Source organism: Pseudomonas sp. LFM046 (assembly GCF_000949385.2).
Lineage (GTDB): Bacteria > Pseudomonadota > Gammaproteobacteria > Pseudomonadales > Pseudomonadaceae > Metapseudomonas.
The window spans coordinates 4,096,099-4,118,570 of record NZ_JYKO02000001.1 but is presented as its reverse complement, the minus strand read 5'-3'; the positions used below and the strand labels follow the sequence as shown (position 1 = coordinate 4,118,570).

Below are 22,472 nucleotides of genomic sequence, written 5' to 3'. Positions count from 1 at the left end.
CACCTCTTTACTCAATGTTAGGTGTATTGACTATTGATGCCAGGAGATGGCCGTGAATGACGTTGGAGGCTTCTCGATTAGTCTGGTAAATCAAAAATTCCGACAGGAAAGAGCGTGCTGTTCCTGTCGCGTCGTGGTCATTCATCTGCACTGTGTTCATCGCCCCCTGCCTCCCTGATACATAACTCAAGTGTCTGAATAAGTTCGGCATGGGGAACTGATCCCCGAACTTGCGCCGCTGGTCTCTGGTGCCCGGCAAGGGGATCGTATGGCCGCAATACCGGATTCTGCCGTTCAGTCGTTGTTCTCTTATAACCAGGTCGCGTGATTGCGTAGTTATTTCGCGTGCGTGGTTTCCTGATTGTTTAAATATCGAGGAAACAATAATGGCCAGCTTCATCAAGTCCGACCTCGAGTTCATTCTCGAACAAATTTTCATCGCTGAACGCAATGCCGCAGGCGAAAGTCTGCTCGACATCCTGCCGAACGTAGAAGTCCCGTTTGGCCTGCGCACGGTCTCTGGCATCTATAACAACCTGACCTTTGGACAAATCCAGTTTGGTGCTGCCGACAACGTCTTCCCGCGCCTGACCGATCCGGTATTCATCACCGCGCAGGTCCAGCCGGTCGGATTCTTCGGTCCCGCGGACCCCGGTGGTACCACGCCGACCTCCTATCTCCAGACCAGCGGGCCGGTCTTCGACTCGCAGCCACGCACCATCAGCAATCTGATTGTGGACCAGACGGCCAATAACCCGGCGGCCGTTGCGGCTGCCGCCGCCAATCCCGGCTCACAGGTCGTCACGAGCCCTGGCCTCGATGGTCTCTTCGGCACAGCTGATGACAAGACGGTCTTCCAGATTCCCAACATCACGCCAGACGCGGGCCTGACGGCGCCGTTCAATCAGTGGATGACCTTTTTTGGCCAGTTCTTTGACCATGGCCTGGACCTGGTCACCAAGGGGGGCAGTGGCACCATCTTCATTCCGTTGCAGCCTGACGATCCGCTCTTTGTGCCGGGCAGCCCGACCAATTTCATGGTGCTGACGCGGGCCACCAACCTGCCTGGCCCCGACGGCATCCTCGGCACCGCCGACGATATTCACGCGCAAAGCAACACCACTTCGCCCTTTGTCGACCAGAACCAGACCTACAGCTCGCACCCGTCGCACCAGGTGTTCCTGCGCGCCTATGAAATCGGGCCTGACGGGCATCCCCATGCCACCGGCAAGCTGATCGTGAACCGTGACCTCGGCGCCGACGGCCATTTCGGCACCGCCGACGATACGGTGATAGGCGGCATGGCCACCTGGGCCGTCGTCAAGGCACAGGCGCGTGACATCCTGGGCATCAACCTGACTGACGCCAACGTGTTCGATGTGCCGCTGCTGGCCACCGACGCCTATGGCAATTTCATCAAGGGCCCGAACGGCTTCCCGCAGGTCGTGATGAAGGGCCCCGATGGACTGGCCGGCACCGCCGATGACGTGCTCGTGGAAGGCAATCCGCTGGCCCCCATCGACCTGACCAATGCGGTCGGCACCGGTCACCAGTTCCTGATCGACATCGCCCACAGTGCCGACCCCACCGGCGGGCTGGTGGCGGACGCCGATAATGTCATCGGCGGCGTCCAGGCACCCGGTACCTACGATAATGAACTGCTCGACAAGCACTACATGGCCGGCGACGGTCGGGTGAACGAGAACATCGGCCTGACCACCGTTCACGCGATCTTCCATTCCGAGCACAACCGCCTGATCGACCAGACCAAGTCCACGGTGCTGGCGTCGAACGACCTGGCATTCCTCAACGAGTGGCTGCTGACACCGGTCACCGCACTGCCAGTGACCCAGGCCGATATCGATGCCCTCCAGTGGAACGGCGAGCGACTGTTCCAGGCGGGCAAGTTCGGCACTGAAATGCAGTACCAGCACCTGGTGTTCGAAGAATTCGCCCGCACGATCCAGCCGCAAGTGGACGTGTTCCTGGCGCCCATGGGCAACGACACCACCATCGACGCGTCGATCGTTGCCGAGTTCGCGCACACCGTGTACCGCTTTGGCCACTCGATGCTGCTGGAAAACATCGACCGCTTCGACCCGAACTTCAACCCGGTCGTTGCCGACCCGATGCACCCGACCAATGACCAGCAGATCGGCCTGATCGCCGCCTTCCTCAACCCGCTGGCCTACGCCGCCAGCGGACCGACACCGGAGGAGGCCACGGGCGCCATCGTGCGCGGCGTCACCCGGCAGGTCGGCAACGAGATCGATGAATTCGTCACCGAAGCCCTGCGCAACAACCTGGTCGGACTGCCGCTGGACCTGGCCGCCCTCAACCTGGCGCGCGGTCGTGATACCGGCATCCCCTCGCTGAACGCGGCACGGCGTGAGTTCTACCACATGACCGGCGACAGCCAGCTGACCCCGTACACCAGTTGGGCTGATTACGTGATGCACATGAAGCACCCGGAGTCGTTGATCAACTTCATCGCCGCGTACGGGACCCACTCCACCATCACCAGTGCCACCACGCTGGCGGACAAGCGCGCCGCCGCCGCAGCCATCGTCCTGGGTGGTGCCGGGGCGCCGGCAGACCGCCTCGACTTCCTCCACAGCACGGGTGCCTGGGCCAGCCAGGCCGGCGCGGACGGCATCCTGCACACGGCTGACGACGTCACCATCACCGGCCTGGACAGCGTCGACTTCTGGATCGGCGGCCTGGCCGAAGAAAAGATGCCCTTCGGTGGCCTGCTGGGCTCATCCTTCAACTTTGTCTTCGAAACCCAGCTGGAGAACCTGCAGAACGGCGACCGCTTCTATTACCTGGCGCGCACAGCAGGGCTCAACTTCGGCACTGAACTGGAGAACAACTCGTTCTCCAACCTGGTGATGCTCAACAGCGACGCCACCCACCTGTCGGCCAACATCTTCCTGACGCCGGCCTTCACCCTGGAGGTCGATCCGACCCACCAGTTCAACCCGAGCGTGGTGGCCGGCCCGGACGGTATCGTCGGCACGGCCGATGACCTTCCCGCCACCGCCGATCCCTTCGGTCCGTCGGTGCATCCGATCGGTTCGCCGCGCACCGACTTCATCACGCCGCTGGTGATTCGCGACAACCCCGACACGGTCGGGCCGGACACCAATTACCTGCACTACACCGGCGCTGACACCGTGGTGCTTGGCGGCACCGCGGGCGACGACATCATTATTTCCGGTGATTCGGACGACGACACGGTCTACGGTGACGCCGGCAATGACCGGCTCGACGGCGGCTATGGCAACGACAACCTGTTCGGGGGGGCGGGCGACGACATCATCACCGACATGGGCGGTGATGACACCATCCGTGGCGAGGACGGCAACGACGTCATCCAGGCCGGCAACTCGACCATCGCCGGGAACAACCTGGTGCTCGGCGGCGCGGGCAAGGATTTCGTCATCACCACCGAAGACATCACGATGACCTTCGGCGGTGCCGGTGACGACTTCATCCTCGGCGCCACGGTGAACCTCGCGCCGACCGGCAACGAAGGCGATGACTGGATCGAAGGCGGCACCCAGGACGGCGCACCGGGCGACAACATGAGCCCGACCCTGACCGACGATGTGCCGGGCAACGATATTTTTGTCGGCAAGGGCGGCTTCGATGAAATGATCGGCGAGGGCGGCGACGACATTTCCGTCGGCAGCGACGCCCAGGACAAGTTCGACGGCATGTCCGGGTTCGACTGGACCACCTACAAGAACGACAAGTACGGCGTCACCGTCGACATGGTGGTGCCGTTCTTCAGCCCCTACCACCCGATGGTGAACGCGGACGACGCCATCGTGGGCGCATTCGCGCAATCGGCCGATGCCGTCTACGACCGTTTCGCGGAGGTGGAGGGCCTGTCCGGGTCGGCATTCGGCGACTTCCTGCGCGGCGATGAGCAGAACGCGGCGATCATCGCCAACATCACCGCCCGGGGCAGCATCCTCACCAACTTCGACCTCATCAGCGGGTTACGTGACCTGCTCGGCGAGGCGGCGGCCGGCCCGGACGGCATCCTGGGCACGGCGGATGACCAATTCGGTGCGGGCAACATCATCCTGGGCGGCGATGGCAGCGACATCATCGAAGGCCGTGGCGGCAGCGACGTCATCGACGGCGACAAGTGGCTGAATGTCCGCATCAGCGTGCACCAGAACCTGGACGGCACCGGGCCGGAGATTGCCAGCTTCGACAGCATGGTGCCGCTGATTCCGCTCATGCTGAACGGCACCTACAACCCCGGCCAACTGGTCGCCACGCGGGAGATCCTGCCGGGGCAGGGCGGCTTCGACACCGCCAACTTCCTCGGTCCGCTGGCCAACTACAGCATCGCGGTCAACGGGGTGGAAATAGACCCCACCGTCCCGCTGAATATCGGCGCCAATGACATCGTGACCGTCACCGACAATGTCGGCCAGGAAGAGACCGATCGCCTGACCCATATCGAGCGCCTGCAGTTCTCCGATCAGGCCGTGGTCCTCGTGGCCGGTCTCAATGCCGAGCCGGTGGGCGCGCTGACCATCAGCAACACCGCCCCGACCGTTGGCCAGACGCTGACCGCGTCGGCGGCGGCCATTCGTGATGGCGACAATGCAGGTGGCGTCATCCACAACTCCATCAGTTACGTGTGGCAGGTGGAGGCGGCGGCCGGTTCGGGCGTCTTCGAAGACATCATCGTCGGACCGGGGCGCATCGGCGTAGGCTTCGAGCGGGCGGATTCGCCGACCCTGGTCGTGACACCGGATCTGGCCGGCCTGGTCATCCGGGTCAAGGCGATCTATGTCGACGACCACGGCGTGGCCGAGCAGGTGTTCTCGGCTCCGACCACGGCGGTTGTGGCCGGTGCTCCGGCTGCCGCGCCGACGCCTTCGCTGATCGATCCCCAAACCACGGCACCCAGTACCGGCGTGCATTACACGCAATCGGACCTTGCCTTCATCCTCGATCAGATCGTGATCGCGGAGCGCAACGCCGCGGGTGAGAATCTGCAGTCGCTGCTGCCGAACGTCCGGGTGCCCTTCGGGTTGCGCACCGTACTGGGCACGGAAAACAACGTGCTTCAGTCTCAGACCGAGTTTGGCGCGGCCGATACGGTCTTCCCGCGCCTGACCACGCCGAATTTCAGGGCGGCTGACGCGGGCACCAGTTACACCCAGACCAGCGGCCTGGTGATCGATTCGCAGCCGCGCACCATCAGCAACCTGATCGTCGATCAGACCGCCAGCAACCCGGCAGCGGTCGCGGCCACTTTCGATCCTGGCCTGGATGGCATCCTCGGTACGGCTGACGACGTGTTGAAGGTCGGTGCCCAAGTGGTCACCGGAACCCGTACCGATGGCACGACGTTCCAGACCTTCTTCAATCCGAACGTGAGCCCCGATGCGGGCCTGACCGCGCCGTTCAACCAGTGGATGACCTTCTTCGGCCAGTTCTTCGACCATGGTCTGGACCTGGTGACCAAGGGGGGCAGCGGCACCGTGTTCATCCCGCTGCAGCCGGACGATCCACTGTTCGTACCGGGCAGCCCGACCAACTTCATGGTGCTGACGCGGGCGACCAACCTGCCTGGCCCGGACGGTGTGCTTGGCACGGCCGACGACATCCACGAGAACACCAACACCACCTCACCGTTCGTGGATCAGAACCAGACGTACAGCTCCCATCCGTCGCACCAGGTGTTCCTGCGTGCCTACGTGCTCAATGCTGCCGGTGACCCGGTGGCCACTGGCAAGTTGATCACCAACCGCGACCTGGGCGCCGACGGCCACTTCGGTACCGCCGACGATGTGGAAATTGGCGGCATGGCGACCTGGAAGGTGGTCAAGGCGCAGGCCCATGACATCCTCGGCATCAACCTGACCGATGCCGACTTCAACAATGTGCCGCTGCTGGCCACTGACGCCTACGGCAATTTCATCAAGGGCCCGAACGGATTCCCGCAGGTGGTGATGGTGGGGCCGGATGGCATTGCCGGGACCGCTGACGATGTGCTGGTGGAAGGCAACCCGCTGGCGCCGGTCGACCTGACCAATGCCGTGCGCACCGGTCATGCCTTCCTCAACGACATCGCCCATACCGCCGTTCCGATCAATGAGCAAACCGGCGCCGCGCTGCTGCCCGATGCCGACACGGTTGCCGGCGGTACACCGGCGCCGGGCTTCTACGACAACGAACTGCTGGACGCGCACTACATCGCCGGCGACGGTCGGGTCAACGAGAACATCGGCCTGACCACCGTCCACTCGATCTTCCACCATGAGCACAACCGCCTGGTCGACCACACCAAAGAGGTGGTCCTGGCGACTGCGGCAAGCGGTGACCTGTCGTTCCTGAACCAGTGGCTGCTGACCCCGGTCACGACCCTTCCAGCCGATACCTCGACCCTCGACTGGAATGGCGAGCGGCTGTTCCAGGCGGCCAAGTTCGGCACCGAGATGCAGTACCAGCACCTGGTGTTCGAGGAGTTCGCGCGGACCATCCAGCCGATGGTCGACCCGTTTTTCGCACCGACCCAGGTGTATGACGTCAACCTCGATCCGTCGATCGTCGCCGAGTTCGCGCACACGGTGTATCGCTTCGGGCACTCGATGCTGCTGGAGCAGGTCGACCGTCTGGACCCGAACTTCGCCTCGAGCGACATCGGGCTGATCCAGGCCTTCCTCAATCCGCTGGAATTCGCCGGCAGTGGCCCCACTCCGGAACAAGCGGCCGGTGCCATCGTGCGCGGGGTGACCCGCCAGGTGGGCAACGAGATCGATGAGTTCGTCACCGAAGCCCTGCGCAACAACCTGCTCGGACTGCCACTGGACCTGGCCTCCATCAACCTGGCGCGCGGTCGCGATACCGGCATTCCGTCGCTGAACGCGGCCCGGCGGGAGTTCTACAGCGCCACCGGCGACGCGGAGCTCAAGCCGTACTCGAGCTGGGCGGATTTCGTGCAGCATATGAAGCACCCGGAATCGCTGATCAACTTCATCGCCGCCTACGGCACGCACGACACCATCACCGGCGCCACGACCCTGGCGGACAAGCGTGCCGCGGCCGCCGCCATTGTGTTGGGTGGCGCCACGGCACCGGCGGATCGCGTGGACTTCCTGAACAGCACAGGGGTTTGGGCCAGCAATGCCGGCGCGGACGGCGTCCTGCACACGGCGGACGACGTCACCATCACCGGCCTGGATAACGTCGATTTCTGGATCGGCGGGTTGGCCGAGGAGAAGATGCCGTTCGGCGGGATGCTGGGCTCGACCTTCAACTTCGTGTTCGAGAACCAGATGGAGAAACTCCAGAACGGCGACCGCTTCTACTATCTGGAGCGCACCGCCTCGATGGACTTTGGCGCGGAACTGGAGAACAACACCTTCGCCAACCTGGTCATGACCAATACCGATGCCACGCACCTTCCGGCACGGGTCTTCCTGACGCCGGCCTACATCCTCGAGGTCGACCAGGTGCACCAATACAACCCGAGCGTGGTGGCCGGCCCCGACGGCATCGTCGGTACGGCCGACGACCTGCCCGTCACCGCAGACCCCACCGGTCCATCGAACCATCCCATCGGTTCGCCGCGCTCCGATTTCCTCACACCGCTGGTGATTCGCGACAACCCGGCGACTCCGGGGCTGGATACGAACTACCTGCACTACACGGGCGCGGACACGGTGGTGCTTGGCGGTACGGCCAACAATGACATCATCATTGCCGGTGATTCGGACGACGACACGGTCTACGGCGATGGCGGCAATGACCGGATCGATGGCGGCTACGGCAACGACCAGCTGTTCGGCGGCACCGGCGACGACATCATCACCGACATCGGCGGCGACGACGTCATCCATGGCGAGGACGGCAACGACGTCATCCAGGGCGGCAACGGGCTCAACCTGATCCTCGGCCAGGCCGGCCAGGACTTCATCATTACCGGTGAAGATGCGGCCGACTCCAGCGGCGGGCTGGGCAACGACTTCATCCTCGGCAGCAAGGCGAACGAATTCGCCAGGGGCGGGGAAGGGGACGACTGGATCCAGGGCGGTTCCGCCGACGGTGTTGCCGGCGACAACTTCGACGCGTTCGGCAACGACCCGATCAATGGCAACGACGTCTTCATGGGGGATGGCGGGCCGGACAACTTCGACGGTGAAGGCGGCGACGACATCATGGTCGGCAGCCCCAGCGAGGCGGACCGTTTCATCGGGTTCTCCGGCTACGACTGGGCAACCTACAAGGACGACCCGGCCGGTGTGACCATCGGCCTCAACTCCAGGCTGCGTTTCTTCGACCAGCCGCAAGTGCCCGGTTCCACGGCGTCGATCCTGGCGCGGCTTGACCTGGTGGAAGGGCTGTCTGGATCGTCCCATGCGGACTTCCTGAGCGGCGATGACTCGACCGCGGGCCTGCTCGCCGTGGCCGGCGCCAAGGGCAGCATCCTCACCAACTTCGACCTCATCAGTGGTCTGCGAGATTTCGTGGGCGCGGCGGGAGCCGGCGCCGATGGCATCCTGGGGACCGCAGACGATCGCTTCGACGGCGGCAACATCATCCTGGGTGGTGCGGGCAGCGACATCATCGAGGGCCGTGGCGGCGACGACCTGATCGACGGCGACAAGTGGCTGAACGTGCGCATCAGCGTGCGGCAGAATATCGATGGCACAGGCCCGGAAATCGCCAGCTTCGCCAACATGACGGCGCTGGCCCCGCTGATGCTGAACGGCACCTACAACCCTGGGCAGCTGAAGATCGTCCGTGAAATCCTGACGGCCGCCGGCCCCAACTTCGACACGGCGCTCTTCTCCGGCAACCTGGCCGACTACAGCGTTACCCAGAATGCCAACGGCACCTTCACGGTCGTCGACAGCGTCGCCGGCAGGGACGGCACCGACACCCTCACCAATATCGAGCGGCTGCAGTTCGCCGATCAGGCGGTCGTGCTCGGCGGTGTGAACGCGGCGCCGGTCGGCGCGTTGACGATAGACGATACCACCCCGGCGGTCGACCAGCTGCTGACGGTATCGGCCGCTGGGATTACCGACCCCGACAATACCGCCACCGGCGGCGCGATCACCGGACCGATCAGCTACTTCTGGCAGTTCGAGGCGCGTCCGGGGTCCGGGGTGTTTGAAGACATCACCTTCTTCGCCGCCGGTGAGGTCGCGCGGGCGGAAGGCACCACGGCCGTGGTGGGCTCGGAACTCAGGGTCGCCCCGCCGGCCACACTCATCGGTGCCGTACCGGCTGTGCCGGAGCTGGTGGTGGCGACGGGTCTCGCCCTGCGCGTACGGGCGGTCTACAAGGACCAGAACGGCGTTTTGGAAGAGGTGTTCTCGGCACCGACCGCACCGATTACAGCGGCCGGTACGGGCACCGTGAACGTGCTACCCGTCGGAACCGTGCTGATCAGTGATACGACGCCGACGGAAGGCTCGGCGCTGACGGCGACCAATGCGTTTACCGATGCCAATGGCACCACGACCTCGGTATTCAGCTTCCAGTGGCAGGCCGGGACGGGGGCGGTCTTCACTAATATCGCTGGCGCGACGGGCCCGGCCTTCACGCCCACCCAGGCACAGGTCGGTCAGCTGATGCGGGTGGTGGTGAGCTACGTCGATGATCTCGGCACGCTCGAACAGGTCATCTCTGCGTCCACGGGGGTGGTCGGCGACCTGTTCAACGGTGGCCCCGGGGTGGACAACTTCCTCGGCACCGCAGGGGATGACATTGCCAATGGCGGCGCTGGCAGCGACATCCTCAACGGCCTGGCCGGCAACGACATCCTCAACGGTGATGGCGGGAATGACACGCTGATCGGGGGGGCGGGCAACGACGTGATGACCGGTGGTGCGGGCAACGATACCTATGACGTGCGCGAGGCTGGGGACGTGGTGGTCGAGCTGGCTGGCGGCGGTACGGATACGGTCCGGACCTCGCTGGGGAGCTACACCCTGGGCGCCAACGTCGAGAACCTGCTCTACGATGGCACCGGCAACTTCGTGGGTACTGGCAACGCGCTGGCCAACCTGTTGGTGGGCGGTGTGGGTGACGACGTGCTGATGGGCAAGGGCGGTGCGGACACCATGCGCGGTGGTGCGGGGAACGATACCTACGAGGTCACCGAGGCGGGCGATGTGGTGGTCGAGTCGGGTGGTGCGGGTACGGACACGGTCTGGACCTCGCTGGCGAGCTACACCCTGGGCGCCAACCTGGAGAACCTGAGCTACGGCGGCACCGGTAACTTCACCGGCACTGGCAACGCGCTGGCCAACCATATGAGCGGGGGCGTGGGTAACGACGTGCTGATGGGCAAGGGCGGTGCGGACACCATGAGCGGTGGTGCGGGGAACGATACCTACGAGGTCACCGATGCGGGCGATGTGGTGGTCGAGTCGGCCGGTGCGGGTACGGATACGGTCTGGACCTCGCTGGCGAACTACACGCTAGGCGCCAACCTGGAGAACCTGAACTACGGCGGCACCGGTAATTTCACCGGCACTGGCAACGCGTTGGACAACCAGATGGGCGGTGGGAAGGGTAACGACGTGCTGATGGGCAAGGGCGGCGCGGACACCATGCGCGGTGGTGCGGGGAACGATACCTACGAGGTCACCGATGCGGGCGATGTGGTGGTCGAGTTGGCCGGTGCGGGTACGGATACGGTCTGGACCTCGCTGGCGAGCTACACCCTGGGCGCCAACCTGGAGAACCTGAACTACGGAGGCAGTGGCAACTTCAACGGCACCGGCAACGGGCTGGCCAATACCCTCACAGGGGGGGTGGGCAACGACACCCTGAACGGCGGAGCTGGGAACGACACTCTGAACGGTGGCGCCGGAAACGACCACCTGGAAGGGGGTGCCGGCAACGACGTCATGAACGGAGGACTGGGTAACGATGTATTCCGATTCGCGGCGGCCGGATTCGGTCTCGACCGTATAGCGGGGTTCGATGCCAACCCCGCAGGCGGTCAGGACCTGATGGACATCTCCGGCTTGGGGATCACCGCCGCCAACTTTGTTGCCAGCGTCAGCATCGTCGACCAGGGAGCGAACACTCAGGTCACCATCGGCGCGAACCATATCGTTCTGGTGGGTGTGGCCGATGCCACCACCGTGACTCAGGCGGACTTCATCCTGGCGACCTGAGGAGGCGCCGCCAGTAGTCTGCGGTAACGAAAAAAGGGGTGGAGCGCCTGGCGCTTCACCCCTTTTTGCTGCCTGCAGAACCTTCCCGGGAATCGATCACTGTCTGGATTTCGGCCGGTTCGGGTCGCGGACCGCGCATTGCCGCGCCACGTCAGATTCCAAGCAAGAAAGGTGCCGCCGAAATGCATGGATTTCCCATTAGCGTCAACGGTTGTATTCCGCTGATGAGTGGGGAGATGGGCTTCAGCCGCTCTAGGACGGTGCTTTCAGCTGTGTCCGAACAGGCGTGCCAGGTGTGCTGGAAGGGTGCTATGGCCTGCCGTGCGATTCAAGGGAGGTGGTTTTTGCATTTAATCCAGTTAATTCAATAGCTTAATTGCATTTTACATATGGAAATACATTGCGACAGTTTATTGACAGTGCATGGGCCCGGAACTTTAGTCAGGGTGTGAACGAGCATGACTGTTATTTGGCACGCAGGGGCGTTGAGGGACGCAGCTGCGGCGCCGGCCACAAGAGTGCTAGGGAGAACACCGCAATGAGCATCGATTCAGTCTCGCCCGGTGGGCCGAACGGCCCATCGACCTGTGCCGCCCCCCGCGTCCGTTTCCACGGACCACCTCACGCCTGAGCTTACGCGCCGCCTTCGACGACGGCCGCTGACAGGGACAAATCCATTCAGTCGGAACTGAGCCACTACCAAGGCTTGGCGGGTTCGGCCGCGACTGCGATTTGCCCGGCTTGATCGCTTTCCTTCGACGAAACGTGGAATCGCACCCGCGCGGGCGCGATTCGGCCTGACTTATTGCTGTCGGATTGAGGTAAACAACATGGCCAACTTCATCAAGTCTGACCTCGAGTTCATTCTCCAGCAGATCCTGATCGCCGAGGCCCACGCGGCCGGCATCGAACTGACGTCTCTTGTGCCCAACTCGCAAGTGCCCTGGGGCCTGCGCACGGTGGACGGCTCCTTCAACCATCTGCTGGGCGGGCAGGAAACCGTCGGCGCTGCCGACGAACTCTTCCCGCGCATGCTGGAACCGGTATTCCGTCCGGGAGAAGACGGCACCTCCTACCTGGGCAGCGGTACGGTGGTCGACTCCCAGCCGCGGATCATCAGCAACCTGATCGTTGATCAGACCATCAGCAACCCGGCGGCGGTCCAGACCTTCGTCGATGCCGGCTTCGGCGTCCTGGCCGATGGCACGCAACTGGATCCTGGCGGTGTTCCATTCCCGGTCGGCACGCTGCTCGACCTCGCCGGGGTTCCGGTCCCCGCCGGGCAGCCGCTGTTTGCTCCCAACACCGCTCCGGACGCAGGGCTTTCCGCCCCCTTCAACACCTGGTTCACCTTCTTCGGCCAATTCTTCGACCATGGCCTGGACCTGGTTACAAAGGGAGGCAACGAGATTGTCTTCATTCCGCTGCAGGAAGACGACCCGCTGTTCGTCCCGGGCAGCCAGACCAACTTCCTGGTCCTGACCCGCGCCACCCAGTTCGCCGGTCCTGGAGCCGATGGCGTGCTGGGCACCGCCGATGACACCCAGGAAACCCAGAACACCACCTCGCCCTTCGTCGACCAGAATCAGACCTACAGCTCGCACCCGTCCCACCAGGTGTTCCTGCGTGCCTACGAGCTGAATGCCGATGGTGACCCGGTGTCCACCGGCCGGCTGATTACCAATCGTGACCTGGGCGCAGACCTCAGATTCGGTACGGCGGACGACGTCGAGTTGGGTGGCATGGCGACCTGGGCGGTGGTCAAGGCGCAGGCCCGCGACATCCTCGGCATCGACCTGACCGACGCCGACGTGGGTAGCGTCCCGCTGCTGGCCACCGATGCCTACGGCAATTTCATCAAGGGGCCGAACGGATTCCCGCAAGTGGTCTTCCCCGGCAATGTGCTGGTCGAGGGCAACCCAGCGGCACCCATCAGCCTGGTGGGCGCGATCCGCACCGGCCATGCCTTCCTCGATGACATCGCCCATAGCGCCAATCCATTCAACAGCCAGACCGGCGCCTTGCTGGGCGTCGATGCCGACGCAGTGGCCGGGGTGGATGACGGGAATTCGGCCACCTACGACAACGAGCTGCTGGACGCCCACTACATGGCCGGCGATGGCCGCGCCAACGAAAACATCGGCCTGACCGCCGTTCACCATGTGTTCCACTCCGAGCACAACCGCCTGGTCGAACACACCAAGGAAGTGATCCTGGCCTCCGGCGACCTGGCTTTCCTCAACCAGTGGTTGCTGACGCCGGTGGCTGCCGTGCCAGCGACCCCGGATGGGCTGAACTGGAACGGCGAGCGTCTGTTCCAGGCCGCCAAGTTCGGTACCGAGATGCAGTACCAGCACCTCGTGTTCGAAGAGTTCGCCCGCAAGGTGCAGCCCGCCGTCGACGCATTCCTGGCGCCCAACGGCTTCGACGCCACCATCAACCCGGCCATCGTCGCCGAGTTCGCCCACACGGTTTATCGCTTCGGTCACTCCATGCTGACCGAGACCATCGACCGGCTCGACCCGAATTTCGCCAGCAGCGAGATCGGCCTGATTACTGCCTTCCTCAATCCGCTGGCATTCGCCGGCAGCGGCGCGACGCCTGAAGCGGCGGCCGGGGCCATCATCCGCGGTACCACCCGCCAGGAAGGCAACGAGGTCGACGAGTTCGTAACCGAAGCCTTGCGCAACAACCTGCTGGGCTTGCCACTGGACCTGGCCACCATCAACATCGCCCGTGGCCGCGACACCGGTATTCCGTCACTGAACGCCGCGCGCCGCGAGTTCCACGCGATGACCGGCGACAGCCAGTTGGCGGCCTACACCAGCTGGGTCGATTTCATGGACAACCTCAAGCATGAAACGTCCCTGATCAATTTCATCGCCGCTTACGGGACTCACTCCACGATCACCGGGGCGACGAGCCTGGAAGCCAAGCGCGCTGCGGCGATGGCAATTGTCCTCGGCACGGGGGCCAATGTTCCCATCGACCGACTGGACTTCCTGAACAGCACAGGGGCCTGGGCCAATGGCGCCAACGGCGTGACCACCACCGGCCTGGATCTGGTGGACTTCTGGATCGGCGGCCTGGCCGAGCAGCAGATGCCGTTCGGCGGCCTGCTTGGCTCCACCTTCAACTTCGTCTTCGAGACCCAGATGGAGGCGCTGCAGAACGGCGACCGCTTCTATTACTTGAGTCGCCTGGCAGGGCTGAACTTCCTCACCGAGATGGAGAACAACTCCTTCGCCAAGATGGTGATGGAGAACACCGACATCACCCGGCTGCCGGCGGACATCTTCTCCACCCCGGCGTGGATTCTCGAAGTCAATCAACTGGCGCAGCACACCGGCCTGAACGAGGCGGGCGCCGATGGTATCCAGGGAACCGCCGACGATGTGGTAGGGACGGACGGCATTGCCGGCAACTCCGACCCGCTGGGCGACAACCCGCTGCTGGGGCTGGTAATCCGTGACAACCCGGACACCGCCGGGCCCGATACCAACTACCTGCGCTACACCGGCGTGGATCATGTGGTGCTCGGCGGCACGGACGGCAACGACATCCTGATCGCCAGCATCGGCGATGACACCCTCTGGGGCGATGCCGGCAATGACCGCCTGGAAGGCGGCGACGGCGTCGATAACCTCGATGGCGGCGCGGGTGACGACATCATTACCGACTGGGGTGGCGACGATAACATCAAGGGTGGCGAGGGCAACGACGTCATCCACGGCGGCAACGGCTTCAACCTGATCCTCGGTGGTGGCGGCAGTGACTTCATCATCACCGGCGAAGACGTGTCGGAAACCTTTGGCGGTACCGGCAATGACTTCATCTACGGCGCCAAGGGCAACCTGCAGACCGCGGGCAACGAAGGCGACGACTGGATCGAGATCGGCACCCAGGACGGTGCCCCCGGCGACAACTTCTCACCGTTCTCCCGCGACGAGGTGCCCGGTAACGACGTCTTCGTCGGTGGCGGTGGCTTCGACGAGGTGATGGGCGAGGGCGGCGACGACATCATGGTCGGCTCCGAAGGTTCCGACCACTTCGACGGCATGTCCGGTTGGGACTGGGCCACTTACCGTGGCGATCCGCGTGGCGTCAATGTCGACCTGCTGGTCAACGATCTGGTGGAACCGCCGGTCCCGGCCTCCAATGCCGGCCTGCTCGACCGCTTCGCGGAAGTCGAAGGGCTTTCCGGTTCTTCGTTCAGCGACATCCTCAAGGGCGACCACTCCGATGCCACCACCATCCCCACCGATGGCGAACTCGGCAGCACCCTGACCAACATCGCCCTGATCAACGGACTGCAGGACCTGTTCGACGATGCCTTCGGGCCTGGCGTGGTGTCCTTCAGCGCCGGCAATATCCTGCTGGGCGGTGCGGGCAGCGACATCATCGAAGGCCGTGGCGGCAACGACCTGATCGACGGCGACCGCTGGCTCAACGTGCGCGTGCAGGTCACCGGCAACCCCAATGTAACGACCGTGCAGAGCATCCAGGAGCTGATTCCGCGCATGCTCTCCGGCGAGATCAACCCGAGCCAGCTGAGCATCGTCCGCGAGATCCTCGACACCGATGACAGTGTGGATACGGCGGTGTTCGGTGGCGACCGCGCCAACTACACCGTCACCACGGTCAATGGGGTGACCACGGTTACCGACAACGTCGGTACCGAGGGCTCGGACACCCTGCTGAACATCGAGCGGCTGCAGTTCGCCGATCAGACGCTGGTCCTCGGTGGTGCCAACAGCCTGCCTACAGGCCAGCTGAGCATCCTCGATGCCACCAGCGGCCAGGTGGACAACACGCCGTCAGTCGGGCAATTGCTGAGAGCCTCCGTGGCCGGGGTCACCGACGCCGATAACGCTGGCGGCACGCTCAACGGGCGGCCGATCACCTTCATCTGGCAGGCCGAGACCATTGCCGGCTCGGGCATCTTCCAGGACATCGTCACCGAAGGTGGCGATGTCCCTTCGACCGCTGCCCGCGGTACCTTCCGCGTCACCGCGGAGCAGAACGGCCTGGCGATCCGCGTGAAGGCGATCTACCAGGATGACGAAGGCGTCCTGGAGACCGCATTCTCCGCCCCGACCGCCGATGTGGCCGGTGTGGTGGTACCGACCACGCCAGCGGCAATTCCGGTCGAAAGCCCGACTGAACCCATCAATGGCGGCGTGCACCTGATCCGTGGGGACCTGCAGTTCATCCTCGACCAGATCAAGATTGCCGAACGCCATGCCGCCGGCGAAAGCCTGCTGGACATCCTGCCGAACACCCGTGGCGCATTCGGCCTGCGGACAGTGGATGGCAGCTTCAACAACCTGGTTCCGGGGCAGGAGGGCTTCGGTGCGGCCGACCAACCGTTCCCGACCCTGCTGGATCAGTTCTTCCGTAACGACCAGGATGGTGACCAGTTCGACAGCAACGGACCCGCCCCTGGCGGCGTCGTCACCAATACCAACTACGCCACCAGTGGTCCCGGTGCGAATGTCGTGGACGCCGATCCGCGGATCATTTCCAACCTGGTGGTGGACCAGACCATCACCAGCCCGGCCGCGGTGCAGGCCTATGTGGGTGCCGGGCTAGGCATCCTCGCCGATGGCACCCAGCTTGACCCCAATGGTGTTGCCTTCCCGGTGGGGACGCTGCTCGATCTGAACGGCAATGCCATTCCTCGGGGGCAGCCGCTGTTCATTCCCAATACGGCTCCGGACGAAGGTCTGTCGGCGGGCTTCAACTCCTGGTTCACCCTGTTTGGCCAGTTCTTCGATCACGGCCTGGACCTGGTGAACAAGGGGGGCAATGGCGTTGTCTTCGTCCCATTGCAGGCCGATGATCCCCTGGTGCTCGGGGCCGATGGCATCGCTGGAACCGGAGATGACCTGCCGGAGGCCCAGCGCTTCATGTTGCTGACCCGCGCCACCAATACCCTGGTGCAGGCGGGGGCCGACAACACCTTCGGTACGTCTGACGACGTGCATCTGCACAACAATCAGACCACGCCCTTCGTCGACCAGAACCAGACCTATACCTCCCACGCCTCGCATCAGGTGTTCCTGCGCGAGTACACGCTGGATGCCGCGGGTGACCCGGTGGCCACCGGCCGGCTGCTCGATGGAGCCAGTGGCGGTCTGCCGACCTGGGCAGAGGTCAAGGCACAAGCCCTGATGCTCGGCATCCTCCTCACCGATGCCGATGTCACCAACCTGCCCATGCTGGTGACCGACGCCTATGGCAAGTTCGTGCCTGGCGCCAACGGCTTCGCGCAGTTCGTCACTGCCACCGGTACCGTCGAAGGGCAGGCTGGCGGCCTGGCGGTGCCGGGCAATGTGGTACGCACCAACCACGCGTTCCTCGACGATATTGCGCATAACGCCAATCCGCGCACTTCCACTGGCGCATTGCTGACCGCGGATGCCGACGATGTCGCTGGCAATGCGGTGGCAACCGACCCGGTGACCGGGCAGCGGCTGGAATATGATGACGAGCTGCTCGATGCCCACTTCATCACCGGCGATGGCCGTGGCAACGAGAACATCGGCCTGACCGCCGTGCACCATGTGTTCCACTCGGAACACAACCGCATGATCGAGCACATCAAGGCAGTGGTGCTGGCCAGTAACGACCCGGACTTCATCGCCGAGTGGCAGCTGTCACCCGGTGTCTGGGATGGCGAACGCCTGTTCCAGGCTGCGCGCTTCACCACCGAGATGCAGTACCAGCACCTGGTGTTCGAGGAGTTCGCGCGCAAGGTGCAGCCGCAGGTGGACGTCTTCTTCGCGCCGACCCAGGTCTACGACACCAACATCAACCCGGCCATCGTCGCCGAGTTCGCCCACGTCGTTTACCGCTTCGGCCACTCGATGCTGACCGAGACCGTGGACCGCTTCGATCCGACCTTCGCCAACGACAGCTCCATGGGGCTGATCGCGGCCTTCCTCAATCCGCTGGCGTTCAACCAGTTGAGCAACGGTGCGGGGGGTACGGTCGCGGTATCCGCCGATCAGGCGGCTGGCGCCATCGTCCGCGGCATGACCCGGCAGCAGGGCAACGAGATTGACGAGTTCGTCACCGAGGCCCTGCGCAACAACCTGCTGGGCTTGCCGTTGGACCTGCCGACCATCAACCTGACCCGAGGTCGCGACACCGGCGTCCCGACGTTGAACATGGCGCGCCAGGAGTTCTACAACGCCACCGGCGACACCCAGCTCAAGCCCTACACCAGCTGGCTGGATTTCGCCGCGAACCTGAAGCATCAGGAGTCGGTGGTGAATTTCATCGCCGCCTATGGCACCCACGCCAGCGTCACCAGTGCCACCACATTGGCGGCCAAGCGGCTGGCGGCGACCAACCTGGTGTTTGGCGATCCAACCCTGACCGGCGCTGCGGCGGACGCGTTCAATGCCGAACGCCTGGCCTTCCTCAACGGGCCGGCGGCGGCCACCGGGGTGAATGACATCGACCTGTGGATCGGTGGCCTGGCCGAGCGGCAGATGCCCTTCGGTGGCCTGCTGGGCTCGACGTTCAACTTCGTGTTCGAGAACCAGATGGAAAAACTCCAGGACGGCGACCGCTTCTACTACCTGGAGCGCACCGCCGGCCTGAACTTCCTCACCGAGCTGGAGAACAACTCCTTTGCCAAGCTGGTGATGGCCAACACCGACGCCGTGCACCTGCCGGGGGATATCTTCTCCACCCCGGCCTTCACCCTCGAAGTGAACCAGCTCGCGCAACACACGGGCCTGGGCGTCACCGGGCGTGACGACCCGACGGGGACCAATCCCTTGCTGCCGCTGGTCGGTCGCGGGGACGGCCTGCTGATCTACCGCGGCGAGGACCATGTGGTGCTGGGCGGCACTGCCGGCAACGACAGGCTGATTTCCAGCGTCGGTGATGACACCCTGCACGGCGACGCCGGCAACGACCGGCTCGAAGGCGGTGACGGCAACGACATGCTGTTCGGTGGTGCCGGCGACGACATCATTACCGACCGGGGCGGCGACGATAACATCCAGGGCGGAGAGGGCAACGACGTCCTCCACGGCGGCAATGGCATCAACCTGATGATCGGCGGGTTCGGCAATGACTTCATCATAACGATCGAAGATGAGTCCGAGATCTTCGGCGGCGTGGGCAACGACTTCCTGTTGGCCGGCCGCGCGAACGAATTCACCTTCGGCAACGAGGGTGACGACTGGATCCAGCAGGGCATGGCCGACGGCGCCGCGGGCGACAACTTCGATGCCTTCGGCAACGACCCGATCATCGGCCACGACGTATTCTACGGCGAGCTCGGGATCATCGACCGCATGGACGGTGAGGGCGGCGACGACATCATGATGGGCAATGGCGGGGAAGGTGACCGCTATGTCGGGATGTCGGGCTTCGACTGGGCGGTATTCCGCGACGACCCGGCCGGCGTCAACATCGACATGCGCCTGCGCGCCTTCAACGAGGCACCCATCGCCCCATCCGTGGCGTCGGTGCTGTCACGCTTCGCGTCCACCGAAGGCCTATCCGGTTCCAGGTTCAGCGATATGCTGCACGGCGACGACGCCGATGCCGTAGCCATCGCCACCCACGGTGGAGCCGCCGGCAGCGCGCTGACCAACTTCGACCTGATCATCGGCTTGCGGGCCTTCGTCGGCACCGCCGCAGCTGGCGTCGACGGCATCACAGGTACTCCGGACGACGCGTTCGGCGACGGCAACATCATCCTCGGTGGCAACGGCAGTGATCTGCTCATCGGCGGCGGTGGCAACGACCTGATCGATGGCGACAAGTCGCTGAACGCGCGCATCAGCATCCAGGTGGGGGGCGTGGAAATCGGCACCGCCAATCACCTGACCGGGGTGATCACCGGCAAGTCCGGAGCCCTGGCAGGCACGCCCAACAACCTGACGCTCGCCTCGGCCGTGCTTTCGGGGTTGGTGAATCCGGGGCAACTGGTGATCGTTCGCGAGATCCTCAATGGCACCGGCTTCAACTACGACACGGCGGTATATCGCGGCAACTTCGAGGAATACCTGGTCAGCATCGACAACAATGACACCACGCTGGACTTCTCGGATGACGTGATCACCGTGACCGACACGGTCGATGGCCGCGATGGTGTCGATCGCCTGACCGGGATCGAGCGGCTGCAGTTCTCCGACCAGGCGATTCCGCTGGTTCCGGGCCTCAACAACGGTCCGACCGGCCAGGCCACGATCAGCGATACGACCCCGGAAGTCGGCGCTCTGCTGCGGGCGTCCATCGCGGGCGTGACCGATGCCGACAACCCCGGCGGTACCATCACCGGGCCGGTGGCTTTCTATTGGCAGGTGGACGAGGGTGACGGCGTGTTCGTCGACATCGAGACGCTGAACGCGGGTGGCGACAGTGACGTGGTGGCCGGTCCGACCTTCCGGGTCACCGCCGACCTGGCCGGACAAGCGCTGCGCCTGAAGGCGATCTACAAGGACCGCAATGGCGTACTGGAGACCGTGTACTCGGCCGCCACTGCCCTGGTCTCAGCTACCCAGGTGAACGATGCGCCGACCGGTGCGCCGGTGATCAGCGATACCACGCCGACGCTGGGCCAAGTGCTGACCGCGACCCGCGGGACCATTGCCGACGCGGATGGCACCACGACTTCGGTGTTCAGCTTCCAGTGGCAGTTCTCCACCAACGGCGGTGCGAGCTTCTCCAACATCATCGGTGCCACGGGGGCGAACTTCACGGTCGGTGCGGCGCAGCTCGGCCAACTGCTGCGGGTGGTGGCGAGCTTCACCGATGATGGCGGCGTCGCGGAGTCGGTGGCCTCGGCGGCGACCAGTGTGGTGGGCACCCTGGTCACGGGGGGGCCGGGTAGCGATAGCCTGATTGGTTCCATAGGCGCCGATACCCTGAGCGGCGGTGATGGCAACGACACGCTCCGCGGTCTGGCGGGTGATGATGTTCTCAATGGCGACAATGGGAGCGACACGCTGATTGGCGGGGCTGGTGCGGACAGCATGGCGGGCGGTACCGGCAATGACACCTACGAGGTGACCGAGGCTGGGGATGTGGTGACTGAGTTGGCCGGGGAGGGAAGCGACACGGTCTGGACCTCGCTGGCGAGCTACACCCTGGGCGCCAATGTCGAGAACCTGTTCTACGGTGGCACTGGCAACTTCACCGGCATTGGCAACGCGCTGGCCAACCTGTTGGTGGGCGGCGTGGGTAACGACGTGCTGATGGGCAAGGGCGGCGTGGACACCATGCGCGGTGGTGCGGGGAACGATACCTATGAGGTCACCGAGGCAGGCGATGTGGTGGCCGAGTCGGGTGGTGCGGGTACGGATACGGTCTGGACCTCGCTGGCCAGCTACGCCCTGGGTGCCAATGTCGAGAACTTGTTCTACGGTGGTAGCGGCAACTTCACCGGCACTGGCAACGTTCTGGCCAACCTGTTGGTGAGCGGCGTGGGTAACGACGTGCTGATGGGCAAGGGCGGCGCGGACACCATGCGCGGTGGTGCGGGTAACGATACCTACGAGGTAACCGATGCGGGCGATGCGGTAGCCGAGTCGGCCGGTGCGGGTACGGATACGGTCTGGACCTCGCTGGCAAGCTACACCCTGGGTGCCAACCTGGAGAACCTGAACTACGGCGGCAATGGCAACTTCACCGGCACAGGCAATGCGTTGGACAACCAGATGGGCGGTGGGACAGGTACCGACGTGCTGATGGGCAAGGGCGGCGCGGACACCATGCGCGGTGGTGCAGGTAACGATACCTACGAGGTAACCGATGCAGGCGATGTGGTGATCGAGTTGGCCGGTGCGGGCACGGATAGCGTCTGGACCTCGCTGGCGAGCTACACCCTGGGTGCCAACCTGGAGAACCTGAACTACGGAGGCAGTGGCAACTTCAACGGCACCGGCAACGGGTTGGCCAACACCCTCAGAGGGGGGGCGGGCAACGACACCCTGAACGGGGCGGGCGGCATCGACACCCTGATTGGCGGCCTGGGCAACGACACCTTCGCGTTCGGAGCCGGCTTCGGCCAGGACCGCATCCTGGACTTCGATGCCGATCCGGCTGGTGGCCAGGACCACATCGACATCACCGGCATGGGTATCACTGCGGCGAACTTCGCGGCGAACGTCACCATCCTCGACGTCGGGGTGAATACCCGAGTGACGATCGGGGCCAACACCATCGTCCTGGTGGGCGTGGCGGATGCCACTACGGTGACCCAGGCGGACTTTATCGTGGGCTGAGACGCTTGCCGGAAGGAGGGATGCGGTAACGGAACAAGGGGTGAAGCGC

The 22,472-nt window shown here is 64.2% G+C and carries 3 protein-coding genes; 2 read left to right on the top strand and 1 reads right to left on the bottom strand.

Features of this window, described 5'->3' with window-relative positions; translation table 11 throughout:
• Nucleotides 1-7: 7 nt before the first annotated feature.
• On the bottom strand, nt 8-400 hold the full coding sequence (locus tag TQ98_RS27680; protein ID WP_146036030.1) for a hypothetical protein: 393 nt from the start codon (nt 398-400) through the stop codon (nt 8-10).
• On the opposite strand from TQ98_RS27680, the gene TQ98_RS18955 reads away from it, so the two are divergent.
• Both TQ98_RS18955 and TQ98_RS18950 read left to right on the top strand, forming a co-directional pair.
• A complete protein-coding gene (locus TQ98_RS18955; RefSeq protein WP_044870706.1) occupies nt 387-11,171 on the top strand; it encodes a peroxidase family protein in 10,785 nt (3,594 codons plus the stop codon). The two genes, TQ98_RS27680 and TQ98_RS18955, sit on opposite strands and share 14 nt — an antisense overlap.
• Nucleotides 11,172-12,001: 830 nt before the next feature.
• Entirely contained in the window at nt 12,002-22,423 is a 10,422-nt protein-coding gene (locus TQ98_RS18950; RefSeq protein WP_103103006.1) for a peroxidase family protein, read from the top strand.
• Nucleotides 22,424-22,472 lie beyond the last annotated feature (49 nt).